Source organism: Cohnella sp. GCM10020058, assembly GCF_042683485.1.
Lineage (GTDB): Bacteria > Bacillota > Bacilli > Paenibacillales > Paenibacillaceae > Cohnella.
On the sequence record NZ_JBHUJV010000006.1, the window covers coordinates 361,896 to 383,355 of the forward strand.

The 21,460-nt window shown below is 61.1% G+C and carries 11 protein-coding genes; 8 read left to right on the forward strand and 3 right to left on the reverse strand.

Going from position 1 to position 21,460, the window contains the following annotated elements; genetic code table 11:
• Positions 1-3: 3 nt before the first annotated feature.
• The 8 genes from ACFSR7_RS09970 (at position 4) to ACFSR7_RS10005 (ending at position 16,122) form a co-directional block, all read left to right on the forward strand.
• Positions 4-885, forward strand: a complete 882-nt coding sequence (locus ACFSR7_RS09970) for a carbohydrate ABC transporter permease (protein ID WP_378161036.1) — start codon at positions 4-6, stop codon at positions 883-885.
• Complete coding sequence (locus ACFSR7_RS09975) at positions 882-1,718, forward strand: carbohydrate ABC transporter permease (RefSeq protein WP_378161038.1); 837 nt, start codon at positions 882-884, stop codon at positions 1,716-1,718. Before ACFSR7_RS09970 ends, ACFSR7_RS09975 begins: the two co-directional genes overlap by 4 nt.
• 130 nt (positions 1,719-1,848) lie before the next feature.
• Positions 1,849-3,198, forward strand: coding sequence for an ABC transporter substrate-binding protein (locus ACFSR7_RS09980; RefSeq protein ID WP_378161040.1), 1,350 nt, complete (start codon positions 1,849-1,851; stop codon positions 3,196-3,198).
• Between the two features lie 246 nt (positions 3,199-3,444).
• Positions 3,445-8,895 (forward strand): S-layer homology domain-containing protein, encoded by a 5,451-nt coding sequence (locus ACFSR7_RS09985; protein WP_378161042.1) that lies wholly within the window; start codon positions 3,445-3,447, stop codon positions 8,893-8,895.
• 732 nt (positions 8,896-9,627) lie between these two features.
• The gene (locus ACFSR7_RS09990; protein ID WP_378161044.1) at positions 9,628-11,400 is read left to right on the forward strand and encodes a sensor histidine kinase; all 1,773 of its coding nucleotides are present in this window, start codon (positions 9,628-9,630) and stop codon (positions 11,398-11,400) included.
• A 2-nt stretch (positions 11,401-11,402) separates the two neighbouring features.
• Positions 11,403-12,881 carry a response regulator gene (locus tag ACFSR7_RS09995; protein WP_378161046.1) on the forward strand — a complete coding sequence of 493 codons (1,479 nt, stop codon included), beginning with the start codon at positions 11,403-11,405 and terminating at the stop codon, positions 12,879-12,881.
• A complete protein-coding gene (locus tag ACFSR7_RS10000; RefSeq protein WP_378161048.1) occupies positions 12,878-14,233 on the forward strand; it encodes an ABC transporter substrate-binding protein in 1,356 nt (451 codons plus the stop codon). The genes ACFSR7_RS09995 and ACFSR7_RS10000 overlap by 4 nt, the downstream gene beginning before the upstream one ends.
• A gap of 311 nt (positions 14,234-14,544) precedes the next feature.
• Entirely contained in the window at positions 14,545-16,122 is a 1,578-nt protein-coding gene (locus ACFSR7_RS10005; protein ID WP_378161050.1) for an alpha-L-rhamnosidase-related protein, read from the forward strand.
• 728 nt (positions 16,123-16,850) lie between these two features.
• On the opposite strand, the gene ACFSR7_RS10010 is transcribed toward ACFSR7_RS10005, so the two are convergent.
• The 3 genes from ACFSR7_RS10010 to ACFSR7_RS10020 all read right to left on the reverse strand — a co-directional run bounded on the left by ACFSR7_RS10010 (position 16,851) and on the right by ACFSR7_RS10020 (position 21,426).
• Complete coding sequence (locus ACFSR7_RS10010; RefSeq protein WP_378161052.1) at positions 16,851-17,837, reverse strand: AraC family transcriptional regulator; 987 nt, start codon at positions 17,835-17,837, stop codon at positions 16,851-16,853.
• A gap of 241 nt (positions 17,838-18,078) precedes the next feature.
• Positions 18,079-19,590, reverse strand: coding sequence for a response regulator transcription factor (locus ACFSR7_RS10015; protein WP_378161054.1), 1,512 nt, complete (start codon positions 19,588-19,590; stop codon positions 18,079-18,081).
• A gap of 15 nt (positions 19,591-19,605) precedes the next feature.
• The gene (locus ACFSR7_RS10020; protein WP_378161056.1) at positions 19,606-21,426 is read right to left on the reverse strand and encodes a cache domain-containing sensor histidine kinase; all 1,821 of its coding nucleotides are present in this window, start codon (positions 21,424-21,426) and stop codon (positions 19,606-19,608) included.
• Positions 21,427-21,460 lie beyond the last annotated feature (34 nt).

Here is a 21,460-nt window from a genome sequence, read left to right on the forward strand (position 1 = left end):
ATCATGAACAGTGCCGTGATGAAAAAGACGATGTATTGGTTCGTGCTCCCGGCCCTCCTTTTCTACTGCTTGTTCTGGGTTTTTCCGATCCTCAAGCTGTTCCAGTACAGCATCACCGACTATAACGGCTACGTCCAAAAGTTTAACTATGTCGGATTAGGCAACTTCAAAACGCTGTTTCACGAGGAAATCCTCGGCTTGTCTGTCCGCAACACGCTCGTTTACACGTTCGTCACCGTCATCCTGGGCAACATCGTCGCGCTAGCGATAGCGTTCCTGCTGAATGCGAATATTCGAGCCAAAGGTCTGTATCGTTCGGCATTTTACATCCCGACGCTGTTCAGCGCGATCGTCGTCGGCTTCATCTGGAGCTACGTGTACATGCCGGAAGAGGGACTGATTGCCTCTTTTCTCCATAAGATCGGAATCAACGGAATCGATACGAACTTCCTCGGCAGCTACGACAAGGCGCTCTATTCCATCATTGCGGTCGATATTTGGAAAAACATCGGCACGAGCACGATCATCTTTCTGGCGGGCTTGCAGACGGTACCGATGGACCTGATCGAGGCGGGCCGGATCGACGGCGCGGGACGGTGGAAGCTCGTGCGCTACATCAAGATTCCGCTGCTCGCGACGTCCGTCACGATCAACGTTACGCTTAGCGTCATCAACGGGCTCAAGGCGTTCGACTATCCGTTCGTCATGACCAACGGCGGCCCGGGCACGTCGACCAACACGCTGATCTACGCGATGTACAAGATGGCCTTCACCGACCAGCTGTTCGGCAAGGCGTCGGCGCTCGGCATCCTCTCGTTCGCGCTCATCATCGTCATCACCGCCGCGTTCGTCTTCACGCTGAACAGAAGGGAGATCTCCGCATGACCTCCGCCACGCTGGCCAAACGTTCGTTCACGCATATCGCGCTGCTCGCGCTTGTTTTTCTTAACCTGGTGCCGCTGTTGATCGTGCTGTCCAGCTCGCTGCGTTCGCCCAAGAACATGACCGACCCGCTCAACTGGTTCAACGAATTTACGTTACAGAGCTTCCGCTCCGCCTTCACGCGCATGCACTTCCCGACCGCACTGTGGAACAGCTTCGTGCTGACGGGCGTCTCGGTTATTTTCGTGGTGCTGCTGGCCGCGATGGCCGCCTATCCGATGGCGCGCATCCGCAGCCGGACGAGCAAGTTCCTGTACCTGTTCTTCCTGTCCGGCCTTGTCGTGCCCGGCCAGATGGTGCTCATTCCGATCATTCAGATGATCAAATCCGTCGGCATCCCGATGAACCAGTATACGCCGATCCTCATGTTCATCACGTGCAGCCTGCCTTTTTCCACGTTCCTGTACACCGGCTTCATCCGCAGCGGCGTGCCCGAGGAGCTGGAGGAGGCGGCGCATATCGACGGCGCGGGGATGTTCCGCAGGTACTGGCAGATCGTATTCCCGCTGCTGCTGCCGGTAACCGTCTCGGTCGTCATCACGCAGGGCGTGTGGATCTGGAACGACTATTTCTTCAACATGGTGTTTATTACGAAAACGCTGGCGGCACCGCTTCCGGTCGCCATGCTCGGCTTCCTCGGCGACCAGCAGAACCCGGCGCAGTGGAACGTGCTGTTCGCGGCCTGCATCCTGTGCGCGCTGCCGCTGCTGCTCGCGTTCCTGGCGCTGCAGAAATATTTCGTCGGCGGCATGACCGTCGGCGCGGTCAAGGGCTGAGCGCGGCGGACCCGTGAAGGGAGCGCCTCCTCCGGTTCGCTATGCCTGCGGCCGGATATCGGCTATGATGAGAAGACTCCGGACGGAGTCTTTTTGCCGTCCGTCACTTCCACGGAATGAAGGTAGACCATTGACGAACAGAGCGAATCGATCGAGCAGCCGCGTCCTTCGCGCCGGGCGGATTGCGCTTTTTCCTGTTTTGCTGGCGGCGGCGCTGACCGGCTGCGCGAAGCAGGACCTCAGCGCGGAGGCGATGCCGTCCGGATCCGAGAAGCCGGAGCCGGTGCTCTATATGACCGCGGGCAACGAGAAATCCGGCAGTACCCGCATTATCAGCGAGCTCGCGCAGGAATACGCCAAGACGCATCCGGACTTCCGATTCAGAATCGAAAGCGTGCAAAATAACGATCAGACGCAAAAGATCCAGCTGCTTGCAGCGAGCAACGATCTTCCGCAAATGTTCTCCTTTCAGTCCGGCGAGCCGCTTCTGGACATGATCCGCAGCGGCGCGGTTCTCGAGCTGAAAGGGACGTTCGACCGGCTGGGCATCGCGGACAAGCTCAACCCCGTCGCCGTCGACCTGCTGGAGCGGATGGCGGACGGCGCGGGACTGTACGCGCTGCCGCTCGAGCTGAACATCGAGGGCTTCTGGTACAACAAGCGGCTGTTCGCCCGCTATCATCTGGACGAGCCGCAAACCTGGGACGATATGGTGCGGGCCGCCAGCATATTTAAAAACGGGGGGATTCAGCCCTTCGCCGTTGCCGGCAAGGGCAAATGGCCGATCACGCGGCTGATCAACGCGTACGCCATTCGCAAGCTGGGCGCGGACGCGATGGAGCGCGTCTACAAGGGCGAGCTGAAGCTGACGGATCCGGGCTTCGTCGAAGCGGCGGACGCCGTGCAGCGGATGGCGCAGGCTGGATACTTTGGACAGGATGCGAATAAGGTCGATTTCGGCTGGGCCTTCCGCGCGTTCACGGAGGGTCAAGCCGCGATGATTTACACGGGAAGCTGGTCGGTCAGAGATCTGAACGCGGCCGCCGAAGGACGGATCGCGCCGGAAGACATCGGTTTTTTTAGCATTCCGCTCGTGCGGGGCGGTCAGGGCGCGCTGGATGAATATCCGGTAAACGCAGGCGTGACGACTTCCTTCTCGCGCGAATCGTTCGATGACGGACTTGGAGATTTCATTCAGTACGCGTTTGCGCGCTACGGCGATCGGGCGATGAGCGAGCTCGGCATGATCACGGGCTTCAATTCGGATACGGCAAGGTCGGCCATGCCGCCGCTTACCCGGATGGTGCAAGAGAAGCTGGACGGCATGTCGCGGACCTCGCTCTGGTTCGAGGCACGCTTCGATGCGCGGACTCAGCTGCTGGCATGGAACGGCGCGCAGCTGCTGCTCGCCGACGCGAGCTATACCCCGGCCGACTATATGAGCGAATTGCAAGCGGCGCTGGACGATGCGTCCGGGTAAGCCGGCTTGCGGCCGCGGCAGCACCTGTTCCGTCTCCCTGCAGGGAGACGGAATTTTTTTGTCTTAAAAATGAGGACTAAAACTAAAATTTGGCGCACTTATGACGCGTGAAGCAACCGCTTACAATGAAACATGACATCGGCGATCCTGCGCCGGCACGGAGGAGTGATGGAGAGCGGGCGAGCGGGCCCGGAAGCGGCGGCAGGAGACGATCGATCCATACTTAGGGAAACGGCAGGTGTGCAAATGAACAAGACAATCGTCCGCACGGGCAAAAAGAGCGTATCCGCGCTGCTGGCCGGCGTGCTGTCGGCGGGACTGGCGCTGGGCGCGCATGCACCGGCGGCTTCGGCGGCGGAGCCGGGAGGCGCAATCTCCTTTAAAACGCAGACGGGCGGCACATTCGACGGCATGCCGCTGTTCGACGGAAACCCGAGCCATCTGGACGCCTTCGTGGATACGTATTATGACTACATCGGCCTCGAGGGTGCGGCGCTGTACGCGACGGGCATCCGGGACAACTATACGTTCGTGATGGACGCCGCGGACAACAACGGGCACAAGGGCAAGATCGTCCCCGGCGGGCTCGCGGCGGCCGACAACGTATACGGCGTATCGACGGACTTCCCCGCGCTCGTCGGCCTCGGACAGACCTGGAACAAAGCGCTCGTCTCGCAGGTCGGCAAGGTCATGGGCAGCGAGAAAATCAGCCAGTTGAACGTCAAGCAGGGAACGGCCAACATCCATAACGGCTCCAATACGTCGCGTTCGATCGCCTTCACCGCGCTCTCCGACGTACGCGTCAATCCGCTTAACGGGCGAACGCCCGAAGGCTACGGCGAGGATCCGTACCTGTCGGCGACGCTGATCGACAACATGGCTTCGGGCCTTGCCGGCACTGACCAAGAAGCGAGCCAGAACGGGTTTTGGCAGCGCGCGGTCGTCGGCACCAAGCACTTTTCCTTGTATAACGCGGAGTGGTTCCGCCAGACGTCGAGCACGAACGCCGGCGCGCGGGCCATCTACGAATACCAGATTCCTTCGGCGTTCAAGGGACTGGAGTCGGGCTCGGTGGCCGGCGTCATGACGTCCTTTGGCCGCACGAACGGCGTGCCGAACATCATCTCGCCTTACATGATACTGGGCAGCCAGCTCGCCCGCTACGGCATGTATTCGTCGCCGGACTTCAACGGCGAGAATCACCTGTTCAACACGAGCTTCAGCAACGGGTTCGACACGCAGTATACGCTCGACCGCAAGCATGCGCTCGCACTGATGGTGCTGGCGCACTCCGAGTCGGTGCGCGCTTCGGGCACGGACAAGACGGATGTCGTCACCTTGGCGAACGCCGTCAAGGAAGGGCTGTACGGCATCACGCTCCAGGACGTGGAGGAAGCCGGCCGGCCGATCGTGAACCAGCTCGCGCGCCTGGGCATTTTTAACGAAGTCGACGCAAGCGGCGTTCCGATCAACTATCCGTTCGCAAGTCAGGCGAAGGACGTGGCAACGACGCTTACCGATTTCAGCACGGCCGCCCACCAGGAGGTGGCGCTGCAAGCTGCGAGAGAATCGGTCGTCCTGCTCAAGAACACGGACGAAGCGCTGCCGCTGGCCAAGAGCAAGAAGGCCGCCGTCGTCGGCGCGTACGCCGACATGCGGATGCGTCCGGGCTACGCCGCAGCGACGCCGACGACGCTCGCGAATGCCGGCAAGACGCCGCTGTATTCGATCCTGAATACGATCGGCGCCGGCAACGTGAAGTTCTCGACCGGCAGCGCGGTCGTCGCGCTGAAGTCGGCCGCGAACGGCAAGTATGTCACAGCGGGTACGGGGGCAGGCGCGCAGCTGAACGCGAGCTTCGCAGGCGCCGCGAACGCGCTGACCGATGCGCAGCTGTTCGACTACTACGACTGGGGCCAGAATGCGGTCAGCTTGAAGTCCAAGGCGAACGGCCTCTGGGTGACGGCGCCTACGACGAACAGCGCGAGCGTGGGCAACACGGCCACCGCCAACCTGCTGCTGACCAATCCGGACTGGACGACGCTGGCTTCTACGGGCAACAACAGCACCGTGCCGGCCAAGCTCCGCTTCGAATCGAACGGCGGCAGCTCCGTGTCGATCGTCTCGGGCGGCCTGGCGATTCAGACGGGCTTGTTCAGCGGACGCCTGCTGACGACCGGCGCGGACGGCGCCGTAGCGACAGGGGCTTCGACGATCGGCACGATCGCGAACTTTAACGCGCGGGACAATAGCGCGAAGTTCGACAAGACGGTCGTGCAGGAAGCGGGTATGGGTTCCGATATTGCGGCGATGGCCGACACCCAGGACTATGCGCTCGTATTTGTCGGCGCACATCCGAACAACAGCGGCGGCGAAGGCTCCGACCGCGCCGACCTGTACCTGGGTGCCGACGATTACAAGATCGCGCACAATGTCGCGGCGGCGTTCGCGGCCAAGAACAAGAAGACGATCGTCGTGCTCCTTGCGAGCTCGCCGGTCATCATGGAAGAGATTCAAAAGGACCCGCACGTATCGGCCGTCATCACGCAGCCATACTCCGGCGAGTTCGACGCGCAGGGCCTGACGGACGTCCTGTTCGGCGACTATGCGCCGACCGGCCGCTTGTCCGCGACCTGGTACGCGGATATGTCGGCGCTGCCGGCGATCGACAAGTATTCGATTCCGGAAGGCAATACGGCGATCTCGGGCGTCGACCAGCTCGATCCCCGTTTCGTATCCGACATGTTTAACGCCGATCCGGTCGAAGCCAAGCTTACTTATATGTTCACGAATGCGCCGATTACCTACGAATTCGGCTACGGCCTTTCTTACGGCGACTTCACGTACAAGGAATTCACCGCACCGAGCACGGCGGCGAATCAGAAGTTCAACGTATCCGTCGAGCTCACCAACGAAGGCTCGATCACGACCTCCGAGGTCGTGCAGCTGTACGCGCGGAAAAACGGTTCCGCCTACGGCGTGGAAGTGCCCGCCAAAAAGCTGGTGGCCTATGACAAGGTCGAGCTGACCCAGGGCGAGCACAAGATCGTCACGCTCAGCGTCGATCCGAAGGACCTGGCGATTTGGGACGTGAACAAGGGCGATTATATCGTCGAAGACGGCGCTTATACGTTCATGATCGGCCGTTCCTCCAAGGACATCCGGGCGACCAAGGACGTCACGATCTCCGGCGACTCGCTCGCGGCGCTGGATGCCAAGACGGCATTTAATGTGTTCGACCATGCATACGACGCTCACGAGGTCGTCTACCGTGAAGCCTCGAAGGCGAACACCGTAGAGAGCCTGAAGGGCGACAAGATCGCGGGCGAATACTACACGGTCATGTCCAAGGGCGCGGGCTCCTGGGTCGCGCTGCCGAAGGCGGACTTCACGGGCGCGAAAAAAATCGAAGCGTACGTAGGCACGAACGGAGCGGGCGGCAACATCACGCTGCGGGCGGACTCGCCGACGGCCGAGCCGTTCGCGACGATCGCCGTGCCGGTGACGGGCAAGACGACTTATGTCATGCCGACGGCCGCCGATCAGACGGTTAACGAGCTTGGCTATGTGAAAGTCGAGGCTGCCGTAGCGGCAGCGCCTGCAGGTACGCATACGGTGTACGTCGTATTTGGCGCCGCCGACCTGCGCATCGACTCGCTGCAAGTCACGCAAACGGCCGTGAACATCGCGAAGCCGGTGGACGGCGCGGCGCTGCCGGCCGCGAAGCCGGGCGTGGCGTACGATCAGACGCTGACACTCGAAGCAAGCGGCGGTACCGCTCCTTATACGTGGAGCGTGAAGGGACTGCCCGAGGGACTGAGCTTCGACGCTGCGACAGGCAAGATCACGGGCACCGTAACGGACGGCGCCGTGGATAGCAGCCCGTACACGGTGACGATCTCGGCGACGGATGCCAACGACGAGACGGTATCGGTCACGAACACGCTGGCCATCGGCGACGTGCTGGGCATCGGCGCGCCGGAAGGCGGAGCCGTACCGACGGCCAAGGTTGGCGCGGCATACAGCGTGCAGCTGGCGGCTTATGGCGGCACGGAGCCTTACACCTGGACGGTGACGGGATTGCCGGAAGGGCTGGCGCTGGATGCTGGAGCGCAGAAGATTAACGGCGTACCGGCTGCGGGCACGGATGTCGGCAGCCCGTACGAGATCGTCATTCGCGTGACGGATTCCGCCAATGTTTCCCGGGAAATGACGGCATCTCTGACCGTCTCGCCGTCGGATCCGGTCGATCCGGGTACGGAGGAGCTGGCGATTACGTCGCCTGCTGCCGGCAGCGCGATCGTATCGGGCAATGAAGGCAGCGCGTACGATCAAGCGCTGACACTGACGGCCACGGGCGGCACGGAGCCGTATACGTGGAGCGTGAGCGGATTGCCGACAGGGCTGACATTTGATCCTGCGACACTGCACATTTCCGGTACGCCGACGAGCAGCGGTACATTCCCGCTGACGATTACGGCGACGGATGCGGAAGCGCGCACGGCAACGGTAGCGGCGAGCCTGACCATTGCGCCGATCTATGTACCGCCGTACGTCCCGCCGGTTACGACGCCGAACACGGGAACGAACACGCCATCGGCAGACGGCACGCTTAAGGTGACGGACGCGATGCTGACGGTAGGAGACGCAGGTGCATCCGTGACCCTGCCTGCCGGCACGAAGACGGCGCAGCTGCCGGCGAGCTTGCTCGGCAAGGCGGAAGGCAAGAGCCTGGCGCTGAAGGCGGGCGACCTGTCGCTCACGCTGCCGGCAGCCGTGCTGAAACAGCTGGCGGCCGCGATTCCGGCGGATCGCCTCGGCGATGCGCAGGTGCAGGTATCGTTCAAGGCAGTCGACGCGGCTGAGGCTGCGCAGGCGGTTGGAGGTTCCACCGACGTTACTGCCGTACGCCTTGCAGGCGACGTCATTGAGTTCACGCTGACTGTCGTCGTTGGCGATTCAAGCACGGCCGTGACGACGTTCGACGCGCCGATCACGCTGTCGCTGAAGGCGGATGGCGTCACGAATCCGAAGCTCGGCGGTATCTTCTACCTGACAAGCAACGGACAGCGGCAGTATGTCGACAGCAAGTATGTCGACGGTACGTATGTCGCGCAGATTCACCACTTCAGCAAGTATGCGGTGCTTGAAGTCACCAAGAACTTCGCCGACGTCCCGGCTTCGCACTGGGCGATCGACGTGATCAAGGAACTGGCGGCCAAGCAAATCGTCGGCGGTACGAGCGAGACGACGTTCGAGCCGGGCCGCACGATCACGCGCGCCGAGTTCACGCAGCTGCTGGCAGGCGCGTTGAAGCTGACGGACGAAGGCACGCAATCCTTCGCCGACGTATCGGCAGGCGCTTGGTACGCGAAGCCGATCGCGCTGGCAGCGGAAGCCGGCATCGTGACGGGCCGCGGCGACGGCACGTTCGATCCGGGCGGCGCGATCACCCGCCAGGAAATGGCGACGATGATCGTGAAGGCGTACCGCTACCTGCACGGCACCGCGGCAGGTGCCGGCGCAGGCGCAAGCTTCGCCGACGCGGACCGCATCGCGGTCTGGGCGGCGCCTTACGTGGCCGAAGCCTCGTCGCTCGGCCTGCTGTCCGGCCGGGGCGCAGGACAGTTCGCGCCGCAAGGCGTGACGACGCGCGCCGAAGCCGCGCAGTCGGTGTACAATTTGCTGCAAAAGTAACATCGTGCAAGAACGGTGAAAGAACGCCAGGCCCGCGGGCTTGGCGTTCTTTCTGCACAGAGGCGGGGGGCGAAACGCAACGGTGACGCCACAACGCAGAAAAATGGGACTGCGAGTGGGCGCTGCGGGAGGCGGAAGAGACGATAGTTGTTAAAAGGCAGCTAATTCCGCTCCGGAATCGCAAATTGAGTACATTAGCTGCTGAAAGGCAGTTAATGTCCCGAAGTATGGACGAAAACGCCTCTTTCGCGGGAATTAACTGCCTTTTGACACTTATTTACTCGGATACGGACTTGTGAGGGAAATTAACTGCCTTTTAGCAACTATTTAATCGGCGGCGGAAGGATGGCGAAACAGCGATGGTTGCCCAGGGCGGGCAAGTCTTCGGCCAGCGGCGGAAGGTGGATTGGCGATCGACGGCGGAACAGCGAACGGAAGGAGGAACGACCAACCTGTGGCGGCGAATGGCAGGGCGAACTTGCGGAGGTTTGAGAAGGCAGGCGTAAGGCGGATGGGCGACCGTCCGGCCAGTCCGTCATCTTCCTAAAAAACGCGGACCTTTCCTAAAAAATCCGCACCTTAATATTGCGTGCGCGATTGGTTAGAATGAAAGGAAACGGGTCGTGCCGCCGCAACGTCGTACGCTATTCGCTAAAGGCGCGGCATATCGGGCCGATCAAATGTTTGTTTCCGCTTACAACAAGCCTGTGACGCCCGTAAAGGATGCTTGCCATGATAACGAGACTCCGCCGCTTTTTGCTCAAGCTCAGGCCGCCGCGAATCCGCAGCCGATTTCTGGCTGCCATGATTCTGGTTTCGCTTCCGCCGCTATTCGTGCTGGGCTACGTTTCCCTGAACATTTCCAAGGACATGCTCGTGCAAAACCATATACAGGCCAACGCGGACCACCTCAAGACGTCCAGCGAGGTCGCCGATCTGCTCATGCGCAACATTATCAATATGAACCGCATCATCCTGTCCAACGACCAGCTCCGGCAGGAGCTGTACAGGAGCGGCGAGGCGAAGGCGGACGGGCAGGGCGTCATCGACGTCCGCACGGCCAACCTGCTGCAAAATATCGTCGTATCGAATCTGTTCGACATCCAGAACATCGACTCGATCTGCCTGTTCGACCGCAACTTCCGGTCGGTCTGCTACGGACGCTCGGAGCAGGCGGGGAAGTACGGCTCCGAGGAAACGCGCGGCCTGATCGAGCGTACGGACTGGTACGCGCAGGCCGAGCAGGCCAAGGGCAAGGAAGTGTTTTTCGGCTACAACGTGCTCGAGGAATCGCCTTACGGCAATGCGTTTTCCAGCGTCAAGCTGCTGCGCGATCCGAACCGGCTGAGCGGGGAAAAGATCGGCCTGCTCGTCATTAACATCCGCAAGTCGATTTTCGAGCAGACGGTCAACGAGAGCGACGAGAGCGGGTTTCTTGTGCTCGATACGCGGGAGACGAATCCGGTCGTCGTCTACGACCTGCGTCCCGAGCTCACGGCCGGCATCGGCGTCGGCGACAGCCTGGACGCAACGTTCGCGAACATGCGCAAGGCCGGCTACCTGTACAGCCAATACCGGAACGCGACGAGCGGCTGGATGTTCGTCCACTTCGTCGAGGCCAAGACGCTGCTTCAGCAATCCCAGCGCATCACGCTGACGACGGGACTGCTGGCCGCGCTGATGGCCGGCATCGCGCTCGCGGTATCTTATTTTGTGTCGGGTACGATCACCAAGCCGCTGCTGCAGCTGAAAAAAATGATCGGCGACTGGGCCAAGGGCCATTCGGCCGCCGAGGCGGGCGAGGCGTTTCTCGCGGACGAGGTCGGCGTCATCGGGCAGACGTTCCAGCGGGTAACGACGGATTATCAGGTGCTTAGCGAGCGGCTGCTGCAGGCGCAGCTCAAGGAGCGGGAGGCCGAGCTGCGCTCGCTGCAAGCGCAGATCAAGCCGCATTTTTTATACAATACGCTCGATTCGATCTACTGGATGTCGATGCTCGAGGAGAAGCACGATATCGCCCAGATGGCGCTGTCGCTGTCCGAGAGCTTCAAGCTGAGCCTGAACAAGGGCAAGGAGACGATCCCGGTCTACAAGGAGCTCAAGCATATCGAGCACTACATGATCATCCAGAATCTCCGCTACGACAACCGGTTCAAATACGAGGAAAAGGTCGATCCGGACATCATGAGCTACGAAATTATGAAGCTCATGCTCCAGCCGCTCGTCGAGAACGCCATCTATCATGGACTCGAGCCCAAGGTCGGCGAAGGTACGGTGCGGTTGATCGGGAGAAGGGACGGGGAGTTCCTGTCGTTCACGGTGACCGACGACGGCGTCGGCATGGCGGATATCCGGAAGACGGAGGAAGGGTACGGCATGCGCAACGTGCGGGAACGCCTGGAAATTTACTACGGGCCGACAAGCTCGTTTACGATCCGCAGCCGGCCGGGCGAAGGCACGTCGATCGAGCTGCGCTTTCCGCACAAGTTATACAAGGAGGAGTAGTCATGCTGAAGGCGGTCGTGTTCGATGACGAATTTATCGTGCTGAAAGGGCTGGAGCGGCTCATCGACTGGCGCGAGCACGGCGTCGAGCTGGCGGGGACGGCCAAGGACGGGCTGTCCGCGCTGGAAATGTTCAGGAAGCTGCGGCCCGATATCGTCATGACCGATATCCGCATGCCGGGTATGGACGGGCTTCAGCTGATCGAACACATCCAGGAGGAAGCGCCCGATACGATGTGCATCGTGTTCAGCGGCTACAACGAGTTCGACTACGTCAAGCGCGCGATTAAGCTCGGGGTCGTGGACTATCTGGAGAAACCGATCACGATCTCGAAAATCCGGGAAGGCATCGAGAAGGCGGTTGCGCGCATCGGCGAGCGAAGCGAGATGTCGAGTCTGAAGCGGAGCTGGCAGGAGGGGCTGCTGGAAAAGGCGACGCTCGATCTGCTCCTCTATGGAAGCGATGCCGAAGACGCGTGGAGGGTGCAGTTCGGTCCGGAAGCGGAGGACGTACAGGGCGTCACGGTCGTCGCCAGCGCGGATTCGGCGTTCGAGCTGCCGGAGGGGTCCGGCTGCCGCGTGGTGCCGGTCCGGTACGGCGCCGAATATTTGCACGCGATTTTCCATCTCGGCGCGATCGGGAGCGATTGGATCTGTTCCCTGCAAGCGTGGGGACGGTCGGCTGTCGGCTCCGGGGCGACGCACGCCGAACCCGGCGATGCTGCCGCCAGCTACCGCGAGGCGCTCCGGGCGCTTCGCTACGGCAAATATCTCGAGGGAACCGGCTGGACCCGGTACGAGGATCTGGGCGACGGGCACTCTCCAGCTCCCGAGCTGTCCGATCTGGAGGAGGGCATTCTCTTCGACCTGCGCCTTGGGGATAAGGAAGGCCTGCTGCTGAAGCTGGACGACTATCTGGTGTCGTTCAAGCAGGGAAAGGTCGATCCGGAAGTCGCCGAGCTAGCGCTGCTCAAGCTGCTGCTGCATGCCGTCGAAGCGGCCCGGGAAACGGGAGGCGACGCTTCCGAGCTCGATCGCGCCGGCGAGCCGCCGCAGCTCGCGCTGAGGAATCTCGAGACAAGGTCGGCGCAGGCCGCCTGGCTGCGGGCGGAGATCGAGCGGATCGCGGACTGGATACGCGGCGTGCGGCAGCGGACCAAGCATTCGGCGGTGGAGAAGGCGCTTGCCTACATGGAGCTTCACTATGGCAGGGATCTGACCCAGCAGGAGGTCGCGGCCCATGTCGAGATGAACGCCGCGTATTTCAGCCTGCTTTTCAAGGAGCAGATGGGCCTCTCTTATATCAAATATTTGACCAAGCTGCGCATGGAAAAGGCGAAGACGCTGCTCGAGGAAGGCATCCCGACCCAGGAAATCAGCGAGCGGGTGGGCTACTACCATGCGCGTCACTTCGCTGAAGTGTTCAAAAAGCAGACCGGCATGACGCCCGGACAGTACCGCTCGACCGGGAGAGGGCGATGAGCGTCTTGCGGCAACCGGAACGCGGCCGTTTGTTGCGGCTGCCGGCTCTTCGTCTCGCGCTGCCGGCGTTCTCCCTGCTCCTGCTGGTGTCCTGCGGCGGCGCCCCGGCGCCGGCGCTCGTTCCGGCGTACGATACGACGACGATTTTGTATCTGTCCTCCAACAAAGAAGACGAAGGCAGTTCCAGAATCATCAGCGAGCTCGCCCGGGAATATCAAAGCGAGCATCCGTCGGTCCGGTACAAATTCGAGAACGTGTCGGAGAGCGACCTGAACCAGCGCGTGCAGCTGCTCGCGGCGAGCAACGATCTGCCCGTGCTGTTCAGCTATCAGTCAGGCAAGCCGCTGCTCGATCTCATCGACAGCAACGCCGCGCTCGATCTGGAGCGGACGTTCGCGGAGCTCGGCATGGCGGACAGCCTGAATCCTGCGGCCGTCGAGCTGCTCAAGGCGTACGCGGAAGGGAAAGGCCTGTACGCGCTGCCGCTCGAGATGAACATCGAAGGCTTCTGGTACAACAAGACCCTTTTCGCAAAATACGGCTTGCACGAGCCGAGGACCTGGAACGAGATGCTCGCGGCGGCAGAGACGTTCAAGCGCGAAGGCATCCAGCCGTTCGCCGTGGCCGGCAAGGAGAAGTGGCCGATCACGCGTCTGATCAACGCTTACGCGATCCGCAAGCTCGGCGTCGACGCGATGGAAGAGGTGGATAAGGGAGAACTGTCGCTCGCCGATCCCGGCTTTGTCGAGGCGGCTGATGTCGTACAGCGGATGGGGCTCCAGGGATACTTCGGCTCCCGCGTGAACACGATTGACATGGGCACGTCGGTCAACCTGTTTCTGCAGGGCAAGGCGGCCATGTTCTACATGGGCAGCTGGCAGCTGCGCGCCTTTAACGACCGGACGCAGAACAAGATCGGAGCGGACAACGTGGGCTTTTTCAGCATCCCGCTCGTTCAGGACGGATTGGGCTCGCTTGACGAATATCCGGTGAACGCCGGGCTCACCACTTCCTTCTCCAAATCTTCGTATACGCCCGAGGTCGGCGAATGGATGAAGTTCGTGTTCGAGCGTTACGGGGACCGCGCCATGTCCGAGCTCGGCATGGTGACGGGATTTAACGTGAAGGACGTGCCCGAGGACGCGCCGCCGCTCACGAGAATGGTCCAGAGCAAGATCGGCGAGGTGAAAAAAGGAGCGCTGTGGTTCGAGGCCCGCTTCAGCACCAAAGCGCAACTGCTGGCCTGGGACAACGCACAGCTGCTCGTCACGAGCGCGGGTTATTCGCCCAAGGACTATCTGGGCGAGCTGCAGCGGCAGCTGGAGGCCGATCGCGCGGCGGAAGGACGGTAGGCGGCCGATTGCGAGGCGGAAGGACGGTATGCGGCGGATTGCGAGGCGGAAGGACGGTATGCGGCGGATTGCGAGGCGGAAGGACGGTATGCGGCGGATTGCAAGGGAGTGCGAAGGGATAGCGAATCGATGGACCCGCAGACTGGCAAACTGATGGACCGCGGGTTCAATGGATTCCGGAATCGCCTGATCGCGGAGACCGGCATATCGCGACGGAATCGGATCATTTTACGCGGGATTCGGTTCTATGGCTGGGGTATACGGGCCTGCTAGAGTAAGAGACAGATGCGACAAGGGAGAGGTGCTGGAGGATGGCGGATACGATCAAAATGCAAGCCGCGCAGGTCGCGATCGTGCGCAATGAAACGTTTGTCCGCAAGGCGGGGGGGCTCAAGCCGGTTTTGGTTGAAGAGACGGTCGGCGCGGCGTGTATCGTCGAGGTCGTCGCGGACGCCGAAGCCATGCACGGCTGGCAGGCGCGTGAGGTGTCGCTTGTCGAATCGCTGGCGGAGCGGGGGTTTAAAAAGGGAGATGAAGTCGTTTTGGACTTCGGCGACCATCGGGTCGGCTACGTCTCGCTCGACGTCCGTGCGGTCGGCAGTCCGCCCGATGCGCCGCTGAAGCTGAAGCTGACGTTCGGTGAGATGCCGGTGGAGATGGCGGAGCCGTTCTCCTCGTACAACGGCTGGATTAGCAGCTCCTGGCTGCAGGAAGAAATCCTGCTCGTCGACGTGCTGCCGGCGCGGCTCTCGCTGCCGCGAAGATACAGCTTCCGTTATCTGAAGCTGGAAGTGCTCGACACGTCGCAGAAATATCGCGTTTCGTTCAGCGACGTGACGGTCCGTACCGTCACGTCGGCCGATACGTCCGCGGTGATCGAGCTGGCGCATCCCGATCCCGTGATCCGGGAGATCGACCGTGTGAGCGTCAAGACGCTGCAAGATTGCATGCAGGATGTGTTCGAGGACGGCCCCAAGCGGGACCGCAGGCTGTGGCTGGGCGATCTGAGGCTGCAGGCGCTGGCGAACTACGAGACGTTCCGGAGCGACGATCTGGTCAAGCGCTGTCTTTATCTGTTTGCGGCCGTGCCTGACGAACTGGGGCGGGTAACGGCCAACCTGTTCATTGAGCCGGACTTGATCGCAGACGATACGTATCTGTACGACTACTCGCTGTTTTTTGCGGCGACGCTGTATGATTATGTCTGGGCCACGGGAGACGAGGAGACGCTGCGCGAGCTGTGGCCGCTTGCGCGCCGGCAGGTGGAACTCGGGCTCGAGCGGCTGGACGAGACCGGCGTGCTGCGGGACGAAGAGACGTGGTGGGCGTTCATCGACTGGCACCAATCGCTCAATAAGCAGGCGCCTGCGCAGGGCGTGCTAATCTACACGCTGAAGCGCGCGATCGCCATGGCCGAGCGGCTGGGCTGCGAATCGGCGGCCGAGCTGACGGCGCGGCTCGCCGAGGTCGAAGCCGCGACGCTGGCGCGGCTGTGGGACTCGGAGCTCGGCTTCTTCATAAGCGGCGCGGACCGGCAGGTGTCTTGGGCGTCGCAGGCTTGGCTGGCGCTGGCGGAGGTGCTGCCGCCCGAGGAAAATAAGGCGCTGCTGCTGCGGCTGCTCGCCGCGTCGCCGGACGTCGGCCCGACCACGCCGTACATGTACCATCATGTCGTCGAGGCGCTGCTCCTGACGGGCTGCCGTGACGAGGCAGTCGCGATGCTCAAGCAATACTGGGGCGGCATGCTCGAGGACGGCGCGGACACGTTCTGGGAGCTGTACAATCCGCAGGACAAGAGCTTCTCGCCCTACGGCAGCCACCTCATTAACAGCTACTGTCACGCGTGGAGCTGCACGCCGACCTATCTGATCCGCAAGTTCGGGCTGTAGGGCCGAAGATCGGGCTTAGCGATGAACCGGTAATCGAAAAGAAGAGAAAGCGGGCTTGCTTTCCTTGCTCATTCGGGCAGCGGCAAATCGAGAACCGATAAGCGCACTTTAGGCGTGCCGACGCTTTTCGAATGCTTTAGGTGTGTCGAAAAGCCTGCATATGTACATGTATTTTCTGCCGCCCAACGGCGCGTGATGAAATACCTGCAAATGTGCAGGTAAATTCAATGCGTAAGCCGAAAAGCGGGCTGATGGAGAAAAATACCTGCGTTTTTGCATCTTTTCTTCTCAAAAGGATAAATATCGGTGAAAATAGATGTATATTTGCAGGCTTTAAGGCGAAGGAACGACGCGGGCGGGCGACAGCCGACCAATCGGAAAGGCTGTCGGATGAGCCGTCGCCAGACGTTCCGCGCGAGTCAAATTTCGTATCCCCTCCAATCAGAACCCGTTCAAAGCAGCCTATTTTACGTTTTAATAGTATCCCCTTCGGTCAGGACCGTGCTCGAAGCAGCGGCTGATCGTCCCTCCTGATCGCCCCTCCTGTCGTCCTTCCTGTCGCCCTTCCTGTCTCCCTTCCTGTCGTCCTTCCTGTCGTCCTTCCTGTCGTCCCTCCTAATCGTCCCTCCTGATCGTCCCTCCTGCGGCGAGGCGCGGTTCCGCTAGTCCAAGCCGTGCATGCGAAAAAATGAGAAAAGCGCCGATCCCGCCGGGCATCGACGCTTTCTCTACGTCTGAGACCTTCTATAAGCGCTCGGCGTCATCCCGAACCGCGATTTGAACTTGCGGTAAAAAAAGCCGTGGCTCTCGTAGCCGCACTGCCGCGCGATCTCCGCTGCGTCGAGCGCGGTCGTCCGCAGGAGCTCGGCGGCCCGGTTGAGGCGATAGGTCTGCACAAGCTCGCCGAACGTGCAGCCGGTATGGCGCTTCAGCAGGCGTCCCAGGTAATCGGGCGAGTAGCCGTACCGCGACGCGAGCTCGCCGAGCGTGCAAACGCGGTAATGCATGCTCAGGTAGGAGAGCGCTCCCGCGAGCTCCCCGTCACCCGGCGTTTGCTCGGATTCGCACTGTATGTCTTCGCTGCGCACGCGCATCAGCTCGAGGAACAGCAGCGGCACGTAGTGATGCAGCATGTCCAGTGCGTATTCGTCGCGGTCGTAGTACTCGCGCAGCATGTTTAGAATGAGCGCCCGCAGACGGTCGCGCGCCGCCGTACGAAACACGATGAAGCGTTCATGCGTCCGGTTATCCGACAGCTCGCGCCCTATGAACCGCTCGACGAGGCCGCCGCCGCGCAGGCGCTGGCCGTAGAATGCGGACAGCGCTTCTTTTTGGATCAGAATGTTGATTAAAATATCATCATCGCCAAGCTCGTCGATGCGATGCGTCGCGTCACGGCCGAGCAGGCACAGCTCTCCCTCGCGCAGCGTGAGCGGGCGCCCCGCGACGTGTTGGCGGCAGCTGCCCGCGTACATGAAATTCAGCTCGAGAAATTCGTGCTTGTGCGGCACCATCTCCGCAAACCGATGATGTTTGTAGATCGACACGGAGCCGCCGCCCGGGAAAAAGGGAGCGGAGGCCAGCCGCGGAACGCCGTCCGTCTCTATGCGTAGCTCCGAGCCGTCCAGCTCGCTGAAGTGGCGGCCTGTGCTTTTCTGGATGCGCTCGACTTCGTCGTAGCCGCGCAGCAGCTCGTCCAATTGGCGTTCGTCCATCTTATTCCCCCTTTCCACAATTGCGCCCCTCCGGTTATTCGATACCGCTCGCGCAACTCGCGCCTAAGTCGGAATAACGCCTCCGTTATTCGATACCGCTCGCGCAACTCGCGCCTAGAGTCGGAATATCGCCTCCGTTATTCGATACCGCTCGCGCAACTCGCGCCTAGAGTCGGAATTTCGCCTCTGTTATGCGCTGTCGCCGCGCAACTCGCGCCACTGCTCCCAGCCCAACTCGCGCCTACCCTTCCGCCGACTTCCGGTAGCCCGTGGGCGTAACGCCTGCGACCGTCTTGAAGATACGGCTGAAATAGTAAGGGTCTTCATAGCCGACGAAGGAAGCGACAGACTTGATCGACAGATCCGTCGTTCGTAGCAGTTGCTTCGCCTTCTCGATCCGCTTTTCAATGATATATTCGTTAGGCGTGCGATGCTTGTACTTCTTGAACAGGGAGCACAGGTACGAGTAGTTGAAGCCAAAGCTCGCGGCGATGCCCTGGATCGAGAGCTCCGTATGGAAATGCGCGTCCATATGCGCCTGGATGTCGTCCAAAATCCGCTCACTGCCTTTGTCGAGGACGCGCGCTTCCTCGGCCGGATGCGCGACCTCCCGGCTGAAGGCTGCCAATAAGCGTTCCAATTCCTCGTAGCCGGCCGAGGACGCGATCAGATCCTCCGCCGCGTCCCGCGGCTCGATCTCCAGCCCCGACCGCTGGATCAGGATCTGGCACACCTGGCGCAGCAGCCTCAGGAGCAGCGGCTGCGTCAGACGCCGCTCGCGGCAGGTACGGAGCATCGTCTTGAACAGCAGCCGGACCTCCAGCTCCTTGTCCTTGGCGGCAAGCGTCGTGAGCAGTCGCAGATCCTCCGCGAATGCTTCAGGCAGCACGTCCTGCGCCGCGGGCGCGGCATTCCAGTCGATGCCCGCGACGACGGACTCTCCGAATACGAGCCGCTCGCGTATTTCCAGCTCCAACGCCGCAATACGCGCCGGCAGCGCGCCTGCCTCCGCAGGTGCCGCACCGTAGAATAGCGTTACCGGCACGTTTCTCTCCGCGAACTGCCCAATCTTGGCGCCTAAACTATCGGCCAGCGCGGCAATCGGGAAGGACGGCTCCGCTTCCCAAACCACGATTTTTTCATTCGGACACTTGCCGTTCAAGAGCCAGTAGGGGCGAGTCGCTGACAGCGAGGCGACCCATTTGTCGAGGTCCGCCAGACGGTCCGCGCCGATAACCGGTTCGAGCGGATTGCGCCGGTATGCCCCTGCGCATATGCCAACCATCCAGTACGAACGGCTCGGATCGAACAGTCCGGCAGGCGGCGGCTCGTCCCGCCTGTGCTCGAGATAGTCATGCTGCCGCAGCCGTCGCGCGCTGTCGAGCTTTGACTGCACCTGTGCCAGCACGCTCTCCAGCTGAGCGGGATTGATCGGCTTGATCAAATATTCTTCGACGCCGAGGGTAATCGCCTCCTTGGCGTATTCGAATTCCTTGTAGCCGCTCAGCAAGACGAAGACGGAGCGGCAGCCTTCCGCCTTTAATTGCCGGACGAGACCAAGCCCGTCGACCAGCGGCATCCGAATATCCGTGAAGACGACGTCGGGCTCGGTCTCGCGGATCAGTCTCAGCGCGGATTGGCCGTCGGTCGCTTGTCCGACGACGCGGTAGGCTTCGTTCGTTTGCTCGATGGACTGTCTGATGCTCCTCAGCGTGAGCGGCTCGTCCTCCGCGATAAACGTTCGGATCGTCATGTCTTCACCTCGAGGTTACAGAATAACGCGGATTCGCATCAGCGCGCCTCCGAGCTTGGGATCGTTGCCGACATGGAGCTCGGCGTTTTTGCCGTACGTCGTTTTCAGACGGATGTAGAGGTTGATCAGCGCCATATCGTCCGTGCGGAGACGATCGTAGCCTTCATTCGATTCGAGAATGTCGTCCACCTCGCGCATTTTTCCACGGATTCTGGCAATGGCTTCGGGGCTGAGTCCGCTGCCGTTGTCCTGAATCTCGGCACGCCACTCGCGATCGTCGGCGACGCTTAGAACGCGAAGCTTGAAGGGCGGGACGATGCCGAGAAAGCCGTGCGTGAACGAATTCTCGATGAGCGGCTGGATCAGCAGCCTGGGGATACGCACGCGATCCGTCGCCCCGGACTCCTCTACCTCGTAGGAAAGCAACTCTTCGTAGCGCATCTTCATAAACGCCAGGTATGTGGAGACGATCTGAAGCTCGTCGGCCGCCGTCGTCTCTTCGCCGTCGCCGCTGCTGTAACGGAACAGCTCGCCGAGCTGGTAGCACATCGTCTGCACCTTGAGGCTGCGGGCCTCTTGACCGGCCGAGCTGATCGCCATGAGCGAATTATAGAGGAAATGCGGATTGATCTTCGATTGCAGCTCCGAGATTTTCAGCCGAAGTTGGCTTTCCTTGGATTTGACCAGCAGATTCGCCGATTGCTTGATCTCCTCGATAATCTCGTAGAAGGACGCTTCAAGCTGCTCGATCTCGTCGATCTTGGTCGAAGCGCTCTTGGTCAGTTTGTTCTCCAAGGAAACGTGCTGAACCGACCGGCGCAGGCGAACAAGCGGACGGGTAACGAATCGGGTGATAAAGTACACGATGACGGAGATGATTGCCGTGAACGCGATGCCGGTCGCGATCAGAATGACCAGCATCCGGTTGACGGACGACAGATAGGCGGATTCCGGCTGAACGAGGAACACGCGCCACTTCGCATTGGCAAGCCGGTGCGAAGCGGCGATGAGCGGCTCGTCGTATTCGGCGACCCGAATCTTGCTTAGCGCCCCTTCGTCGGACGTCGACAGCGCGGTCCGCACCTCGGCCGTCAGCGAGCGGTCCGAATCGGTATAAGGATCGGCATAGGGATAGACGATATTATTGTTATCGTCCACGACGAACAGCCGCATGCCGCTTTTGTTCCGGTCCCAGTCGCAGATCTCCCGTATTTTCTCGTAGCTCTGCTGCACCTCGATTGTGGCGACGTTTTCAAAATTGAAGTAGGTCAGCGTGAGCGGCCGGATGAGAGAGACGACCGGCTCGTTCCCGATCAGTACGCCCCAGGGATCGCGGTGCGGCGGCAGCAGCTTGTACTTGGCGTCGCCTACGTCCCAGTACGAAGAAGCCGATTCCCGGCGGATCAACGAGACGGGCGGCAGGCTCATCAGCCCGACAAAGGTCGACGGCGCCGCGAAAACGTTAATATTCTCCACGGTTTCCCGCGGAGAATTGTAGGTCCAGAGCGCGCCTTGAACGAGGCTGCGACCGGCGAGATTTTGCTCGAAGTAATTGCTCGTGCCGTCCGGGTCCGGACCGATATCGAAAAAAGCCTGTTGAATGCTTTTGTTCGCGATGACCTGGGAAGAAACGACATCCATGCCGGAGACCAGCTCGTCCAGCTGCCGGGCCGTATTCTCGACTGTCTCGCTGAAGTAGCGCATGGAGCTGCGGTTGTTCTCTTTGGAGGCATAGTAATAATAAGCGACGGTCGATACGAAAATGACGAAGCAGCTTAAGGAAGCGAAGATGATGAAGAGGCGTTTGGCGAACGATAGATGTCTGAAAAACCGCAAGCTGCCGCCTCCTGTCCAAGATGCGAGCCTGGCG